Below are 14,886 nucleotides of genomic sequence, written 5' to 3'. Positions count from 1 at the left end.
TAGGTAAAACTTAGGATACGAGCGAAACGATCTTTTGCGCGCCGTCGGCCATGGAGTCCGCGGATACGATCGCCAGCCCCGAATCGGCCAATATCCGCTTCCCGAGCTCGACGTTCGTCCCTTCCAGGCGCACGACTAGCGGACGGTCCAGACCGACCTGCTTCGCCGCTTCCACGATGCCGGAAGCAATGACGTCGCATTTCATGATGCCGCCGAAAATATTGACGAAAATGCCCTTCACCTTGGCGTCGGACAAAATGATTTTGAACGCCTCCGTAACTTTTTCGGCCGTCGCGCCGCCCCCTACGTCCAGGAAGTTTGCAGGGTCGCCGCCATAATATTTAATGATGTCCATCGTCGCCATCGCAAGTCCGGCCCCGTTTACCATGCAGCCGATGTTCCCATCGAGGGCAATGTAACTGAGGTCGAATTTCGAGGCTTCGATCTCCTTTTCGTTCTCTTCTTCCAAATCGCGCAGCTCCAAAATGTCCTTGTGACGGAACAAAGCATTTGAATCAAAATTCAGCTTGGCGTCGAGCGCCAGCACATGGCCGTCTCCGGTGACGACCAGCGGGTTGATTTCCGCGATGGAACAATCTTTGTCGATAAACGCATTGTACAAAGCAAGCATAAACTGTGCAGCCTTCCCGACGAGCTCGTTTGGAATGTTGATCGCAAAAGCCAAACGACGCGCCTGGAACGGCGTAAGTCCGACCGCCGGATCGATCACTTCTTTGAAAATTTTCTCCGGTGTCGCTGCAGCCACTTCTTCGATTTCGGTGCCGCCTTCCTCGGAAGCCATCATCGTTACGCGTCCGGTTCCCCGGTCCACGACGACGCCGACGTAATATTCCTTCTTGATGTCGCAGCCCTGCTCGATCAGCAGGCGCTTAACCTCCTTGCCTTCCGGCCCCGTCTGATGCGTGACCAGCACTTTGCCGAGAAGCTCCTGCGCATAGCTTTTGACTTCGTCCAAATTTTTCGCAACTTTGACGCCGCCGGCTTTTCCCCGGCCCCCGGCGTGGATTTGCGCCTTGACGACGACAACAGGCGTACCCAGCGTTTCCGCCGCTTTCACGGCTTCGTCGACCGTAAATGCCACCCGTCCTTCAGGAACGGCAACGCCGTACTGCTTCAGGACTTCTTTTCCTTGATATTCATGGATATTCATGCGTAAAAATCCTCCTATCAACAGGCGGTATTAGAGGGTACAAAGCAGGCCCCCATCATGGAAACATCAGCTGAAACCCAGATTATTGTACCACTTTTTTAAAACGCTTTCCTTAAAAAGTTCATCATTTATACACAACTTTTTTATATCGTTTTCATCTCAAGTTGAGATGAATTATTGCTAGGCCCATTTTATCATTTTTAAGCGTCTATCCGCTGAAAAAAAGCCGGTTTTTGTCGGAACACACATCTCGCATTGAGATGAATTTCGACTTTTTCCGCAGCAATCCGCACGTTTGTCTCTATAGTTTCAATGTGAGAAATGTGTTTGCACATCAGAAAAAGCCGGCGTCCGGGGCCGAATTTAGGTCCATACTCCTATGTTCAGCATTAGTCGAAGGGTCGTATAGAAGCTACTTTAAAAAACCACATCCGTTCTAGGCCACCCCGCTATTGGGCCGCCCCACGCAAAGCCCTCCCGCTCAAGGTCATCCTACTCAAGATCATCCCACTCAAGATCATCCTACGAAATGCAAAAGTGCAGGCGATTTTCGTCGAAATTTCTCGAAACAGGCGGTTCAACTGCAAATGTGCAGTTCATTTCCGGCCATAAGCTGCTTTTTTATCCGCTAGTCCCAAATGAGATGCACTTTTGCAGTTGATCCCATTCCAGCTATCTCGACGGCGTCCTGATCCGCGCCTGAAAATTATAACATATCGAAAAAACCGCCGGCACCAATGACCGGCGGTTTCAAACATTTAAAGTAACTTCTCTACTATTGTATATGTTCATTTCCAAATCAATTATACAAGATGGCAAGCGGCCTGCCGGCCGGAAGACACTTCCCTTAACACGGGGGTCTCCTTACGGCAGATGTCCGTCGCCAGCGGACAGCGCGTATGGAACGCGCAGCCGCTCGGGGGCTGTTCCGGATTCGGAACATCGCCGGACAGCACGATTCTTTCCGGCCGCTGCTCCGGGTTCGGCACGGGCACGGCGGACATCAGCGCCTTGGTATACGGGTGCAGCGGGGCCGCGAACAGCTCCGCCGTCGGCGCCAGCTCCACCACTTTGCCCAAATACATCACCGCGACGCGGTCGCTGATAAACTTCACCACGGACAGGTCATGTGATATAAACAGATAGGTCAAGCCAAACCGGTCCTGCAAGTCCTGCATCAGATTCAGCACCTGCGCCTGAATCGATACATCCAGCGCGGAGACCGGCTCGTCGCAGACGATAAACTTCGGGTTCAGCGCCAGCGCCCGGGCAATCCCGATCCGCTGCCGCTGACCGCCTGAAAACTCGTGCGGATAGCGGTCGGCGTGATATGGCGATAACCCGACGACCTCCATCAATTCGGCTACCCGGTCCTTCAGCGCGGCGGCGCTGCCGGGATTGTGCGTGCGCAGCGGCTCCTCCAGCGTCTGCCGTACGGTCCAGCGCGGATCAAGCGAAGCGTAAGGGTCCTGGAACACCATCTGCATCTGTGTGCGCAGCTGCCGCAACCCTTCCGGGTTCAGCGCCCGCACATCGGTGCCGTCAAACCAGATTTCGCCGTCCGTCGGCTCAATCAGGCGAAGAATCGCCCGCCCTGTCGTCGATTTGCCGCAGCCGGACTCGCCGACCACGGCCAGCGTTTCCCCCCGCTGCACCGACATCGTGACTCCGTCGACCGCCTTCACCGAGCCGACTTGCTTGGACAGCAGCCCTTTGCGGATCGGGTAATGCTTTTTCAGGTTGCGCACTTCAAGCAGCGTACTCATAGGCTGGCCTCCTGTTCAAGCAGACACCGGCACAGATGTCCGGGAGCGACTTCCTTAAGTTCCGGGTCCGACTGTTCGCAGCGTTCGACCCGCATCGGACAGCGGGGAGCGAAGCGGCAGCCCGAAGGCATTTCGAGCGGATTCGGAACCTGTCCCGGAATCGACTTAAGCCGGTCGGTGTCCCCCGCCAGCTGCGGCAGCGAAGCCAACAGCCCGCGGGTATAAGGATGCCTCGGCATCCGGAACAGCGTCTTGACGTCCGTCTCTTCCACGACCTGCCCGGCATACATAATTACGACGCGATCGCACATTTCCGCCACGACCCCTAGGTCGTGTGTGATCATCATGATCGATGTCCCTTCTTTGCTCTGCAAATCGCGCATCAGGTCGAGGATCTGCGCCTGAATCGTCACATCGAGGGCCGTGGTCGGCTCGTCCGCGATCAGCAGGCTCGGGTTGCACACCATCGCCATGGCGATCATCACCCGCTGCCGCATACCGCCGGACAGTTGATGCGGATATTGGTCGAATATTTTTTCGGGACGGGGAATCCCGACTTTGGCCAGCATATCCACCACGCGCTTACGCGCTTCCTGTTTGCCGATTTTCAAATGATAACGCGCGGCTTCGGATACTTGCTTGCCGACTTTGAATACCGGATTCAGGGACGTCATCGGCTCCTGGAAAATCATCGCAATGCGATTGCCGCGAATTTGGCGCATTTCCCTGCGCGAAGCGGTCAGCAGGTTTTTGCCTTCGAAGCGGATTTCCCCCGCCGCAACGCGGCCGACCCGCTTAGGAAGCAGCTGCATGATCGACAGCGAGGTGATGCTTTTCCCGCACCCCGATTCGCCGACGATCCCGAGCGTCTCCCCTTTACGCACCGTAAAGCTGACGCCGTCCACCGCTTTGATGACGCCTCCCGGCGTCGTGAACTCCGTGCGGAGGCCGGAGATCTCCAGCAAATTAGCCATCCTAGTCCCCTCCTTTACAAAAAAACTTCAATAATAACTCGTCAAGTTCGCCGTTCTGCTATTTCCAGATACTCCTGCTATTTCTCATCGACTCCCAAATATTTCAACGCCGTGAGCGCGTACACTTTCGCGCATTGGATGATCTGCCAAACCGGCGCCTTCTCATTGAAATTGTGAATCGTGGACAGCTCCGCCGGGCCGTACTGCAGCACCGGAATATGGTGGGTACGGAAATGGCGGGCGTCGCTGGAAGCCCATTGCAATACGCCGTAAGCCTCCTCGCCGCTGACCTCGGAAATGCTGTCCACCAGATGGCGGACGACCGGCTCCTCCGGCGGCGTCCAGTTGGCGTTGCCTTGAAAACCAAACGGTTTAATTTCCGTTTCGATCCCCGCGCCAAGGAGCAGCGAATGAGCCCGTTCCATCACCTCGCGGTAATCCACGCCAAACGGCACGCGGGAGTCAACCTGCACGGTGCAGCGGTCGGCTACAACATTGACCTTGGTCCCGCCTTGAATCGTTCCGATATTGACCGTGACATGATCAAAAACTTGATAAGCCAGGCCCTGGCCTTCCCGCTCTTTGGCGTATTCCTTGGAAATCTCGATGATTTCCTTCACTTCGTCCGGTATTTTCGGCTCGATGTCCCACAGCCGCTGCAGCGCCTCGATGCCTTTGGCCGCTTTGACGATCGCGCTCTCGCCAATGATCGGCGACAGGCTGCCGTGGCCCGGCGTCCCTTCCACGGTGAACTCGAACCAGCAGCTCCCCTTCTGGCCGATCGTCGGATTCAGCGGCCCCGAAGGCTCGGCGATAACCGCCGCGGTGCCTGCGATCAAGCCGCGTTCCAAAACCCACGGCACGCCGAGGTGGCCGCCCGTCTCTTCGTCCGGGACAATGAGCAGCGACAGATCGCCTTGCAGCGGAACGCCCAGCTTGGCCAGCAACGCGGTGGCAAAAACAAGACCGGCCAGCCCGCCTTTCATGTCCGAAGCGCCGCGACCCAGCATGTAGCCATCACGAATTTCCCCGCTGAACGGATCGAAATCCCAACGCTCCAAATCCCCTGCGGGCACCACATCGGTGTGCCCGCAAAAGATCAATTTTTTCCGGCCGTTGCTCGAAGCCGGTTTGTACTCCGACACCAGGTTCAGCATCTGTTCCGTCGCCGCGTGAATATCCGTCGAAATTCCTGCCCGGTGCAAATAGTCAATGATAAAGGCGCTGATTTCACGCGAGTCGCCGGGAGGATTTTCCGTCGGAAACTGGATCAGCTTCGAGCAAAGCTCAAGCAGTTCATCCTGCCGCGCGTCGATTTCTTCCAAAACTTTCGTTTTCCAGTCTGTCACAGCCGCCACTCCTTTTCTCCGTTTAAATCAGTTCTTGGACAACGGATAGAAGCGAATGACTTCATCCGGGTAGTACACATAGCCGCTAACTTTGCTGTTCATGCCCACGATGCGGTTGTATTCGTACAAGTAGAGCCACGGCGATTCGGTCGTAATGATTTCCTGCGCTTTAGCGTACAGTTCGTTGCGTTTTTCCAGATCCGGCTCCAGGTTGGCCTGCTCCCACAATTTGTCCACTTCGGCATTGCTGTAGTTATGGTAGTTGGACGATCCTTTGCCGTACATCAAAAAGCCGAGGTGATAGGAAGGATCGTTGACGAAAGACGTCCATTTCGAGATATAGGCGGCCAGGTTTTTCTGTTTTTGCATTTCCAGGAATTGAGCGCGCGCTACTTTGTTAATGTTCATCGTTACGCCGATTTTGGCCAGTTCCGCTTGAATGAGCACCGCGTCGTCTTCCCAGTCCTGGAAGCCCGAGCCCAGCGTCAGGTCAAATGTGAACCCGTCCGGATAACCGGCCTCCGCCAACAGCTGCTTCGCTTTCTCCAGATTGTGCTCGTAAACATAACCTTTGTCGGTGTATCCCGGCGTATTGCTGGCCACGGAGCTCTTCATGATTTTCGCCTGGCCGTGCATAACATCGTTGATCAGCTGATCGTAAGGCACCGCATAGGCCATCGCCTGGCGCACCTTCGCATTATCGAAAGGTTTGACCTTGTTGTTCAGAGCCAGGTACAAAATCCGGTTGCTGGCATTCGACTTAACCGTCAATGCGCTGTTGGCTTCCAGGCTGGCCACATCTTTGGCCGGAATTTCGATGGCCATGTCGATGTCCCCTTTGTTCAGCAGCATCACGCGGTTCGAAGCTTCTTTGGTGAATTTGAGCGTGACCTTGTCCAGTTTCGGAGCGCCTTGCCAGTAGTCTTTGTTGGCCGTCAGCACCGCTTCGCTGGCCGGATCCCATTTATCCAGCAGGAACGGACCGGAACCGGCCGTGTTCGTGTTCAAATAGTCGGCAGGTTTGCCTTCCATGGCCACGTCGTCAACGATGGAGAAGTTGTACAAAGCGATGATTTGCAAAAACATATGATTCGGTTTGTTCAGCACCATTTGCACGGTGGAATCGTCAAGCGCGGTTACCGATTTGATATCCGCCATTCCGTACAGGAAGCTGCCGGAGTTGGAATTTTTCACGCGATCAAACGTATAAACGACCGATTTTGCGGTGAGCGGATTGCCGCTGTGGAATTTCACGCCTTCCTGCAGTTTAAACGTATAGGTCAATTGATCGTCGGACACTTCCCATTCCTTGGCCAGCATCGGCTGGATTTTGTCGGTGTCGGCTACATCCGCGCCATCGACGTTTTTCACCCCGTAGGTGACAAGCTGGTCGTAAGCGGCGATGACGAACGTGTCGGATGTAAGGTCGCTCGCTTCCGCCGGATCGAGGGTCGTTCCCCCTTCGGAAAAAGCGACGGTCAGCGTGCTGGAGCCGCCTGCCGCTTGTCCGGACGTTTCATTTTGACCCTTGGAGTTTCCTTCGGCTGCCGGCGGATTGGCTTTGGGAGCACAGCCGGCCAATACTACACATAACGATACCAGCGCCAGAAAATACTTCATTCCTGTCTTCATCACTCGATCTCCCCTTTTGTTTTTGTTTTATATGGTATAGAAAATAACCCCTATTTACCGGACCGCAAGCGCGGGTCCAAAATATCGCGGAATCCGTCCCCCAGCAGGTTAAAGCCGAGAATCGCCGTGGCGATGGCCAAGCCGGGGAAAGTGACAAGCCACCATTCGCCCGAAATGATATATTCCCGGCCCTCCGAAATCATGGCGCCCCATTCGGCGATCGGCGGTTTCACCCCAAGGCCGAGAAAGCTTAAGCTGGCCGCGGTCAATATCGCAAACCCCATGCCCAAAGTTGCCTGTACCAAAAGCGGAGCAAGGGCGTTCGGGAGAATATGCTTAAACAAAATGACGCGATCCTTGACCCCGATCGACCGGCTGGCTTCCACGAACTCCTTTTCGCGCAGCGAAACGGTTTGTCCATACATCAGCCTGGCGAATTCGGGAATCCCCACGATACCGACCGCGATCATGGCCCCGGATAAACCGGCCCCCATGGAAGCGGCGATCGCCATCGACAGAACGAGCGATGGAAAAGAAAGCAGCACATCCATCACGCGCATAATCACCGTTTCGGTTTTTCCTCTGTAATAAGCGGCAAACCCGCCCAGCGGAACTCCGATCACAAAAGAGATTCCCACCGCGATCAGGCCCGTCCAAATGCTGATTCGCGCCCCGTAAAGAACGCGGCTGAAAATATCTCTCCCGAAGTTGTCCGTGCCCAGCCAGTGAACAGCGTTCGGCGGCTGCAATTTGGCGGCGGTATCCGGGACGTAAGGATCGTACGGAGCGACCCACGGCGCAATGATTGCGGCGATCGTCCACAAGAGGATAAACGTCAAACCGATGGTCGCCAGCCGGTTGCGCAGCAGCAGCCGCAGGAACGTCGCTTTGCGGGCCTTGGCCGGCTGAGCCGGAGATCCCGCCGTCATCGTCGACCCGGCAGACATGGCATTCCCCCCCTTCTCTAATCTAGTTAGCCTCGTGTTCCTATTCGTAGCGAATGCGCGGATCCAGAAGGCCGTACAGCAAATCCACCAGCAAATTAATCAAGCAATACAACACGGCGCTGACCAGCGTAAAAGCTTGAATCGGCGCGTAATCCGCCGCCAGAATGGAATCGGTGATATAACCGCCCACCCCGGGCCAGGAAAAGATCGTTTCCGTAATGACCGCGCCGCCCAGCAGATAACCGAACTGCAGTCCAAGCACCGTAAGCGTCGGAATCAGCGCGTTGATTAGCGCATGCTTTCCGATCACGACCGCTTCGCTGAGGCCTTTGGCCCGCGCCGTGCGGACGAAGTCCTGGCCGATGGTCTCAAGCATGCTGGAGCGCGTCATCCGGGCCACGATCGCCATCGTGCCGGTGCTGAGGCAGATAGCCGGCAAAATCAGATGGACAATGCTGCTCTTTAAAGCAACAAAGTCCGCGGACAGCAAACTGTCCAAAACGTATAACCCGGTGATGTCCGTCGGCGGATTCAGATCGCCGCTGATTCTCCCCATCGGCGCCGGCGCCCAGCCGAGCTTGGAATAGAACAAGTAAATCAAAATCAGTCCGAGCCAAAAAATCGGCATGCACGCGCCCACCAGCGAAAATACGCGCGAAATGTGGTCGATGATCGATTCTTTGCGGGTTGCGGCAACGATACCTACCGGGATCGCCACGATCACGGCGATCAAGATGCTCGCCAGCGTAAGCTCCACCGTGGCCGGAAAACGCGAAGCAAAGTCGCTCGCCACCGTATGTCCGGTGTGGTACGCAAAACCTAAATCCCCGCGCAGCAATTGCCCCAAGTAGTCGAAAAATTGGGCAAATAGAGGCTTGTTCAACCCCATGTCGTGCCTGATTTTCTCGATGACCTCCGGAGGCGCCTGTTCACCGGCCACCATCACCGCCGGGTCGCCCGGCAGTACGCGGGACAGGATAAACGTAATCAGCACGATGCCGATCAGCGCCGGAATCATCTGTCCAAGTCTCCGGATCGTATAAGTGAACAACCTCTCACCCCCTCTCTCACCTTCAGTTCAGTTCATGTCAGGTTAGGTACCTTGCGAAAAAGGTTTTACTGAATTGTGCTCATTCTACATAGTTTCCGAACGGCTCACTACGTCCCCTCCAACTAAAAAAAGAGCGCCCTGTTTGTATCCTTAGGACGAATATGTCTTTAAAAGTTAGAATATATTACACTTGAAATGGAAGTTATAGATCAGCGGCTGTATTATCATGCAAATAAAAATAGATTAAACACAAATGGCATACGAGCCCCTCGCGCGCGTCGCTTAAATCAAATCCGGTAATGTCCTTGATTCTTTCCATCCGGTATTTCACGGAATTGCGGTGGATATACAGCCGGCTTGCGGTTTCGATCAAGCTCCCGCGGGTCTCCAAATAGCAAAGAAAGGTGCGCATTAAATCCCCGTTATGCTCTTCATCATAGCGGCGCAAAGCGCCGAGTTTCCGCTCAAACAGCTTGCTGAAATCGGTCTTTTGCATCGCCTCTCCCAGCAAATGATAGATCTCCACCTCTTCGTAGCGGATGACCTTCGTTTCCCGGGGCATGCGGCGGGCGACGGCCATCGCTTTGCGCGCCTCAGTATAGCTGTCGTAAATCTCCCACAAATATTTTTTGCCTCCAACCCCTACGAGGCTGCCCGTCGCCCCCAACGCTTTATCGCCAACCCATTCGAGCAAGGTGTCCGCCCATGGCTTCGGCACGTTGCGCAAATCCTCGGCTCTTTTTACGTCCAAGCTGGGCAGGAACAGGACGGCGCGGTTCGAACGAAACTCAACATGCGGGCTGACCCGCCGCAGTCTGGCTTCCTCCCCCAGCCGTTTCAGCAACTCTTCCTCATCCGGAGCCTGATCTCCTTCGATAACGGCGACTTCCCACAGATGTTCCACATGCATGCCGAGCTTGCGGCCCCGCTGCTCCACTTCATGCCGGGAAGGAACGGGCGGGGTAAGCAATTCATCGATGAAATTTCCGCGCAGCCGGTGCTCCGTATCCGCCACGATTTTCCCGCGCATAATTTCCAGCGCCAGCACAATCCGGGCTTGTTCAATACATACCTTCTCCATTTCATCGAGCCTGTCTTTCGCTACGAGCAGCTTGGCCACCTGGCGGCGGTCCACCGTGATCCCCCATTGCAACGGCGAATCCGCCTCTTCCCAGTGCAGCTCCGCCGGCGAAGACACAATCGTATTTCCTTCCGTATCCACGACCTTGACGGGAGCGCGAAGCAAGCCGGACACGCTGTCGCTGACGGCCTGAATCCCGCTGTTCTCCAGCACCATGGCGGTGAGCGTGCGGTATACCTCTTCCGAACGGCGAAGCAAGGCGGCCTGACGGTCCAAAATCAGCTCCATGATCGGCCTGGTGATGTCCGTATAAGGAATTTCCGCCGGAATTTCAATAATCGGCAGTTCGATTTCGTTGCTGACATCCAAAGTCTGCTGCGGAATCCCCTGCAAAAAACGCGTCGGCTTGATCGCCAGCGCCGCTCCGCCGGAAGCATGCAAGATCCGGACAAGCTCGGTCAACTGCAGCGGTTCGTTGCGGATTGCGTACGCCGTAGTCAAAATAAGCACGCCTTCCTTGACCCATCCCTTAAGCTCGGGCACTTCCATAATATCGATGAACTGAACGACGCGATCCAAGCCTTTATGCCCGCTAAGCACTTTGGCCTGCCGCAAGATCGGAAGGTTAAGCACTTCCCTGACGGTGGTTCCTGTATTTTTTTCCATATCTTCGCCCCCTTCTTGTGCCAACGTCGCAGAAAATAATATTTCATGCTAGTGTACCAGAAGACGGCTTTTAAAAAAATCAAAATGGCAAAAAATGTCGAAAAAATAAGCGTCCAACTTGTACCATCAGCACAATCGAACGCTTGTTATGAATTATAAGACACGTTATTTACTTTCAGAAGGTCCGAAGGGTTATAGGACCGATAATATGGAAGATGCCAGACTGAGGTGGTTGAGGTAAGTGGCTAAAGCGGCTCTATAGCATTCGTGCCTTGGTGTCCCCTGCATGCTGCTTTGCACGATTATACCTTTCGTTCAGGGGAGAGGGTTGCAGGTTCTTTCTCATAAATCTGTCTGATGATCTCGAACCAGTCTGCTTCTCCCAAACATATCTTCTTCTCCTGAATTGATCTTCTTTCTGCTTCCTGATCAAATGGGATAATCGTGCAAAAGCGCCCGGATAGGGGATGTTGATCTTCCGGCCAACCCACCAGCCTTCCCTGTTCACTAGTGTTGAAAACTACTAAAACCGTTGTTGGGCTGCTCGGCCATAACGGCCGCGGCTCCCAACGAAGCAATCGGATCAAACGCAGTCACCCCAAGCCGCTGCTTCAATTCCGCGGCAAAGCCGATCGTCGCAAATCCGGTGCAAGCCAGCACAATGCTCCTCGCTCCCCGCCGCGCCAATCTTTGCGCCGCTTCGAAAGCCGCTTCCCGCCCCTGGTCTGTCCGCAAATCCAAGGTGGTCGTGACCCCCTCGGGACGGTCCATACCAACGTAAGCGTCCCCGAGAATGGAACGGATTAACGGCGGAGTCTCCTGCAAAATGGTCAGCACGCCGACGCGGGTGCTTTGGGTAAGGCTTAGATGAGCCGCACAAGAGCCCGCCCCCAGCACCGGAACCGGGAGCGCTTGCCGACATTCTTCCAGCGCCGGATCGGCCGCGCAGCTGATGCCGATGACCGTGCATCCTTCGTCCGCCAGCCGTTTCGCCAAAGCGATGATTTTAGGCACGGCCAACCGCTCGGTCCGCTCGTCATAAACCCCGTTCGGCTGGTCCGGAATGCAGGCGCTCCTGACGTCAAGCCCGTATTTTTGACGGATCAGTTCCCCATGCAATTCCGCATCCCGGCGGTCCTGCAAAGTGATAACTCGTATGATTCCCAGCATATGAACCGGCCTCCCTTCGCACCGCTTGACATCATTTTAAATAAGTTTTCCTTGCGACATGATCAACTCACCGTCCAAATACACGTCCGGTTCCTTTACAACGATATCGATATGCACCCCGGCCGCGATCTGGCCGCCAAACGTGTTGTTGCTGCCGAAAGCGACATGGATCGTGCCGAATACTTTTTCGTCCTCCAGCACAACGCCGGTAATACGCGCTTTGTCGTTGGTGCCGATGCCAAACTCGCCAAGCCAGCGTCCGTCGCCATCGCCCAGCATTTCCAGCAGTTCCTTGGCTCCGTCGCCTTCCGCTTGGACAAGTCTTCCCTGCTCCACCGTTAACAAAAGCGGGGCGGCAAGCACGCCGTAACCGGCCACGGAACCGTCCGCCAGCAGTTGCCCCGACGCGCTGCCCTCTACCGGAGCGATATAAGCTTCTCCGGAAGGGAGATTGCCCGACTGCCCCGGTTCCACAAACATGCCCGTGCTCGGAACGCCGTCCCGGTTCTCAATGGAAAATTCCAACGCGCGGCCCGCTTTCTCAATCCGCACAAGACGGGCCTGGGTCAGCCTGGCGGTTAATTGTTCGGTCAATTCCTTAACCTGCAAATAATCGGCTGTCACCGCCCCGTTTAGAAACATATCTTCCGTAATCCCCGGCATCGTGGCCACCCTTGCCCCCGCGGCCGCCGCTCTTTTCCGGGCATTCGTATGCGTTAGCGAGTGCTCCGTAACGCATACGACGGCCTGGGCGGCCTCCATGGCCGCGGCCACCGCCGCCGGAGGCTCCTCCCCCGACCGGGAGCGCTCCTCCATCACCAGCAGCACGGATTCCGCGCCGAGTTCATGGCCGGCTTTTTGCAGCAACTCGCCCAACGTTTTTTTGGGTCCATCCGCCACCACCAAAAAGTTTTCCCCGGCCTTAAGCGCCAGGCATTCAGCCAGCAGTTTCTTGCTGGACATCACAATAATCTCGTTCATGGTTGTCACCTTTCATCGGCGCGCTTTGCCGGGCAAAGCCGCCGTTCTTCGTTCAGGCGATCACTTCGGATACCAGTTTGCTCATCAGCGAGCTGGACAGAATCGTCGGCAGCCCGGACAACGCGGTTACCCAGTTTCGGTGTCCTTCGGTATACCCCATGCAATCCAGCAGCAAAACGTCCGCCCGCCCTTTCAGCTCTTTGACCGCAGCGGCAAAATCCTGCCAATTTCCGGTATAAGGCGATGCCGAAGCGAAAACGGGTTCGACGCCGTATTCCGCGAATTTCGCCTGAAGGGCATCGGCTTGCCCATGAAGCGGACAGATCACGCCAAGCCGGCGATTCCCCGCCAGCGCCGCCACGGCGGGGGTCAGGACGCGGTCCGGCTCGATCAAATGAGCCGATGCCGCCTGCAGCCCAGGAAAAACGCCCGTGCAAAGCAGCAGGATATGGCGGATTCTCTGGGCCTCCAATTCGGCGATTTTTCGCTGCAGCAGGGGCATGATTTTGTCGCGGGCCACGACCACCGCCTGACCGTCGGCCAGCCGCGAGGTCAGCATGTAACTGCTGCCAGCAGGAGACAGCTCAGTTTCGATTGCCTCAAGGCTCCAGCCATCCAGCACCCCCGCCTGCACCAGTTCAGCCCGTCCTTCGAGCTGCCTCAGCAAAAACGGGGCCACATCGGTGCGCGGGGCCTGGCCGATCGTGATCATGCCTAATTTAGGAACGAGTTCCAGGCCCGTCCGGATCATTTCTGGACCGCCGTCTCTTTCCCCATCGTTTGCAGCACTTTCATCGAACCGTAAAGTTTGGTGATGTGTGCAAACTCTTCGGCACTATAGAAGCGGCAGGTCCCGCTCCCCACTTCCTTGGCCGTTTCCACCGCAAAACGCACCGCTTGGGCGATATCCACTTCATGGCTGGCCCCCGTCCCGCAACCGGGTACGGCCGATTGCGCCGTAATCGCGACGCCGACCACCGGGGCGTCCGTGGCCACGGCAGGCTGCAAAATCGAGTTAATATGATACAGATCGTTCCCGTAAGGCGTAATGTCCTGCATCGTCACCGGGAAGGTGACCGGCAACTGCCCTGTCGTCATTTCCATGATTCGCAGCAGATCCTCGCTGATGCGGAGAATGTACCCTTCCTTCACCGTCGGGGAGATGGCGATCCCTTTGTGATTGATCACGCGGTTGCCTTTCGTGGTGTCGATCGATAAAATCGCGTCCATCTCCGGTACGATTTCATGGCGGTTCATGGTGAGAATATCGATCGGCGAATCCATGAAGTCAACCGGTTCATGCGGCAAAGTTGGCGCATCGGGACAAATGTGCGTCGTTACGATCACATCTCCCGGCAGGGTATCGCCCTTCAATTGCATGTCGGCCAGCTTCAAAGCCGAAGCGATTGCCGCCACCGCGCCGTCCGCGTCGGAAACAATCCCGATCCGGCTCGGTCTTGCGCCAATTCCCCCAAGCCGCCCTACAATCCCCAACGTCGGCGCGCTGCCGCCGCTGCTTTTGCCGTTTGCGCCCGGGATCACAACTTTAATGAAATCCGTGCTTCCTTTTTCCCCTGTTACGGTTTGAACCGTTACGGAAACGCCGGGAAATGAGGAGAACAACTGTTTTACCGCTTCACCATTTACATGAGCGCTGTCCAGCGCGTCGATGACCGTCAATGTCTGTTTCAATGCCATAATTCGTTACCTCCCAATGCTCCTGATGTCGATCAGTTTCATTAATGGTAACCCAGGCGAAAGAACGGCCACAATGTTCTCCTCTACCAAAAGGCCCGACGGTTTATTGTCCCGGGAGAATAAAAAACGGGCAAAATCAAGCGTTTTCTTTCCTTGTGTGTTAGAAAAGCTTACTCTATGATATTTACCGAAATGATCGCTTGAATTTGTTCCAAAACTAACCCATATTATTGGGGATGTCAAGCGGAGCTTTCCTTGGATTTCTAAAGTATGGTATAATCGGTAAAGTCAAGCTTGGCAATTCGAAATTGAATTATTTTATGATGCGATAATAAGGAAGCACCTTTTATCCTGAAGACGGTTTTTGTTGTAAGCCGGAAAATACAGGGTCAGGGGTGTT

At 55.4% G+C, this 14,886-nt stretch carries 12 protein-coding genes; all 12 read right to left on the bottom strand.

The genetic code is table 11. The features are described 5' to 3' along the window. Window positions 1-10 precede the first annotated feature (10 nt). The 12 genes from sucC to EHV15_RS22270 all read right to left on the bottom strand — a co-directional run bounded on the left by sucC (window position 11) and on the right by EHV15_RS22270 (window position 14,486). Window positions 11-1,171, bottom strand: coding sequence for an ADP-forming succinate--CoA ligase subunit beta (gene sucC, locus EHV15_RS22325; protein ID WP_128633151.1), 1,161 nt, complete (start codon window positions 1,169-1,171; stop codon window positions 11-13). A gap of 803 nt (window positions 1,172-1,974) precedes the next feature. Beyond that, window positions 1,975-2,937, bottom strand: coding sequence for an ABC transporter ATP-binding protein (locus EHV15_RS22320; RefSeq protein ID WP_128633150.1), 963 nt, complete (start codon window positions 2,935-2,937; stop codon window positions 1,975-1,977). After that, window positions 2,934-3,911, bottom strand: coding sequence for an ABC transporter ATP-binding protein (locus tag EHV15_RS22315; RefSeq protein WP_128633149.1), 978 nt, complete (start codon window positions 3,909-3,911; stop codon window positions 2,934-2,936). The genes EHV15_RS22320 and EHV15_RS22315 overlap by 4 nt, the downstream gene beginning before the upstream one ends. Window positions 3,912-3,988: 77 nt before the next feature. Beyond that, the gene (locus tag EHV15_RS22310; RefSeq protein WP_128633148.1) at window positions 3,989-5,260 is read right to left on the bottom strand and encodes a M20 family metallopeptidase; all 1,272 of its coding nucleotides are present in this window, start codon (window positions 5,258-5,260) and stop codon (window positions 3,989-3,991) included. 27 nt (window positions 5,261-5,287) lie between these two features. Next, window positions 5,288-6,892, bottom strand: a complete 1,605-nt coding sequence (locus EHV15_RS22305; protein WP_178075934.1) for an ABC transporter substrate-binding protein — start codon at window positions 6,890-6,892, stop codon at window positions 5,288-5,290. A 50-nt stretch (window positions 6,893-6,942) separates the two neighbouring features. After that, entirely contained in the window at window positions 6,943-7,821 is an 879-nt protein-coding gene (locus EHV15_RS22300) for an ABC transporter permease (RefSeq protein WP_246061959.1), read from the bottom strand. A gap of 58 nt (window positions 7,822-7,879) precedes the next feature. Beyond that, window positions 7,880-8,890: an ABC transporter permease gene (locus tag EHV15_RS22295; protein WP_178075933.1), complete on the bottom strand. Its 1,011-nt coding sequence runs from the start codon at window positions 8,888-8,890 to the stop codon at window positions 7,880-7,882. Window positions 8,891-9,092: 202 nt separating this feature from the next. Continuing rightward, on the bottom strand, window positions 9,093-10,637 hold the full coding sequence (locus tag EHV15_RS22290; protein ID WP_128633145.1) for a PucR family transcriptional regulator: 1,545 nt from the start codon (window positions 10,635-10,637) through the stop codon (window positions 9,093-9,095). Window positions 10,638-11,144: 507 nt separating this feature from the next. Continuing rightward, window positions 11,145-11,807, bottom strand: coding sequence for an aspartate/glutamate racemase family protein (locus tag EHV15_RS22285; RefSeq protein WP_128633144.1), 663 nt, complete (start codon window positions 11,805-11,807; stop codon window positions 11,145-11,147). 36 nt (window positions 11,808-11,843) lie between these two features. After that, the gene (locus tag EHV15_RS22280) at window positions 11,844-12,788 is read right to left on the bottom strand and encodes an aminopeptidase (RefSeq protein WP_128633143.1); all 945 of its coding nucleotides are present in this window, start codon (window positions 12,786-12,788) and stop codon (window positions 11,844-11,846) included. 52 nt (window positions 12,789-12,840) lie between these two features. Continuing rightward, complete coding sequence (locus tag EHV15_RS22275; protein ID WP_128633142.1) at window positions 12,841-13,539, bottom strand: AroM family protein; 699 nt, start codon at window positions 13,537-13,539, stop codon at window positions 12,841-12,843. Continuing rightward, window positions 13,536-14,486 carry a DUF1177 domain-containing protein gene (locus EHV15_RS22270; protein WP_128633141.1) on the bottom strand — a complete coding sequence of 317 codons (951 nt, stop codon included), beginning with the start codon at window positions 14,484-14,486 and terminating at the stop codon, window positions 13,536-13,538. Before EHV15_RS22270 ends, EHV15_RS22275 begins: the two co-directional genes overlap by 4 nt. Between the last annotated feature and the right edge of the window lie 400 nt (window positions 14,487-14,886).

This window comes from Paenibacillus oralis (assembly GCF_003863965.1).
Lineage (GTDB): Bacteria > Bacillota > Bacilli > Paenibacillales > Paenibacillaceae > Fontibacillus > Fontibacillus oralis.
This window is presented reverse-complemented; position numbering and strand designations above follow the sequence as displayed.

Excerpts from the sequence above, each read along its gene's own strand:
- sucC (WP_128633151.1), bottom strand. The coding sequence starts at position 1,171 with ATGAATATCCATGAATATCAAGGAAAAGAAGTCCTGAAGCAGTACGGC.
- EHV15_RS22320 (WP_128633150.1), bottom strand. The coding sequence starts at position 2,937 with ATGAGTACGCTGCTTGAAGTGCGCAACCTGAAAAAGCATTACCCGATC.
- EHV15_RS22315 (WP_128633149.1), bottom strand. The coding sequence starts at position 3,911 with ATGGCTAATTTGCTGGAGATCTCCGGCCTCCGCACGGAGTTCACGACG.
- EHV15_RS22305 (WP_178075934.1), bottom strand. The coding sequence starts at position 6,892 with ATGAAGACAGGAATGAAGTATTTTCTGGCGCTGGTATCGTTATGTGTA.
- EHV15_RS22300 (WP_246061959.1), bottom strand. The coding sequence starts at position 7,821 with ATGACGGCGGGATCTCCGGCTCAGCCGGCCAAGGCCCGCAAAGCGACG.
- EHV15_RS22290 (WP_128633145.1), bottom strand. The coding sequence starts at position 10,637 with ATGGAAAAAAATACAGGAACCACCGTCAGGGAAGTGCTTAACCTTCCG.
- EHV15_RS22285 (WP_128633144.1), bottom strand. The coding sequence starts at position 11,807 with ATGCTGGGAATCATACGAGTTATCACTTTGCAGGACCGCCGGGATGCG.
- EHV15_RS22280 (WP_128633143.1), bottom strand. The coding sequence starts at position 12,788 with ATGAACGAGATTATTGTGATGTCCAGCAAGAAACTGCTGGCTGAATGC.
- EHV15_RS22275 (WP_128633142.1), bottom strand. The coding sequence starts at position 13,539 with ATGATCCGGACGGGCCTGGAACTCGTTCCTAAATTAGGCATGATCACG.
- EHV15_RS22270 (WP_128633141.1), bottom strand. The coding sequence starts at position 14,486 with ATGGCATTGAAACAGACATTGACGGTCATCGACGCGCTGGACAGCGCT.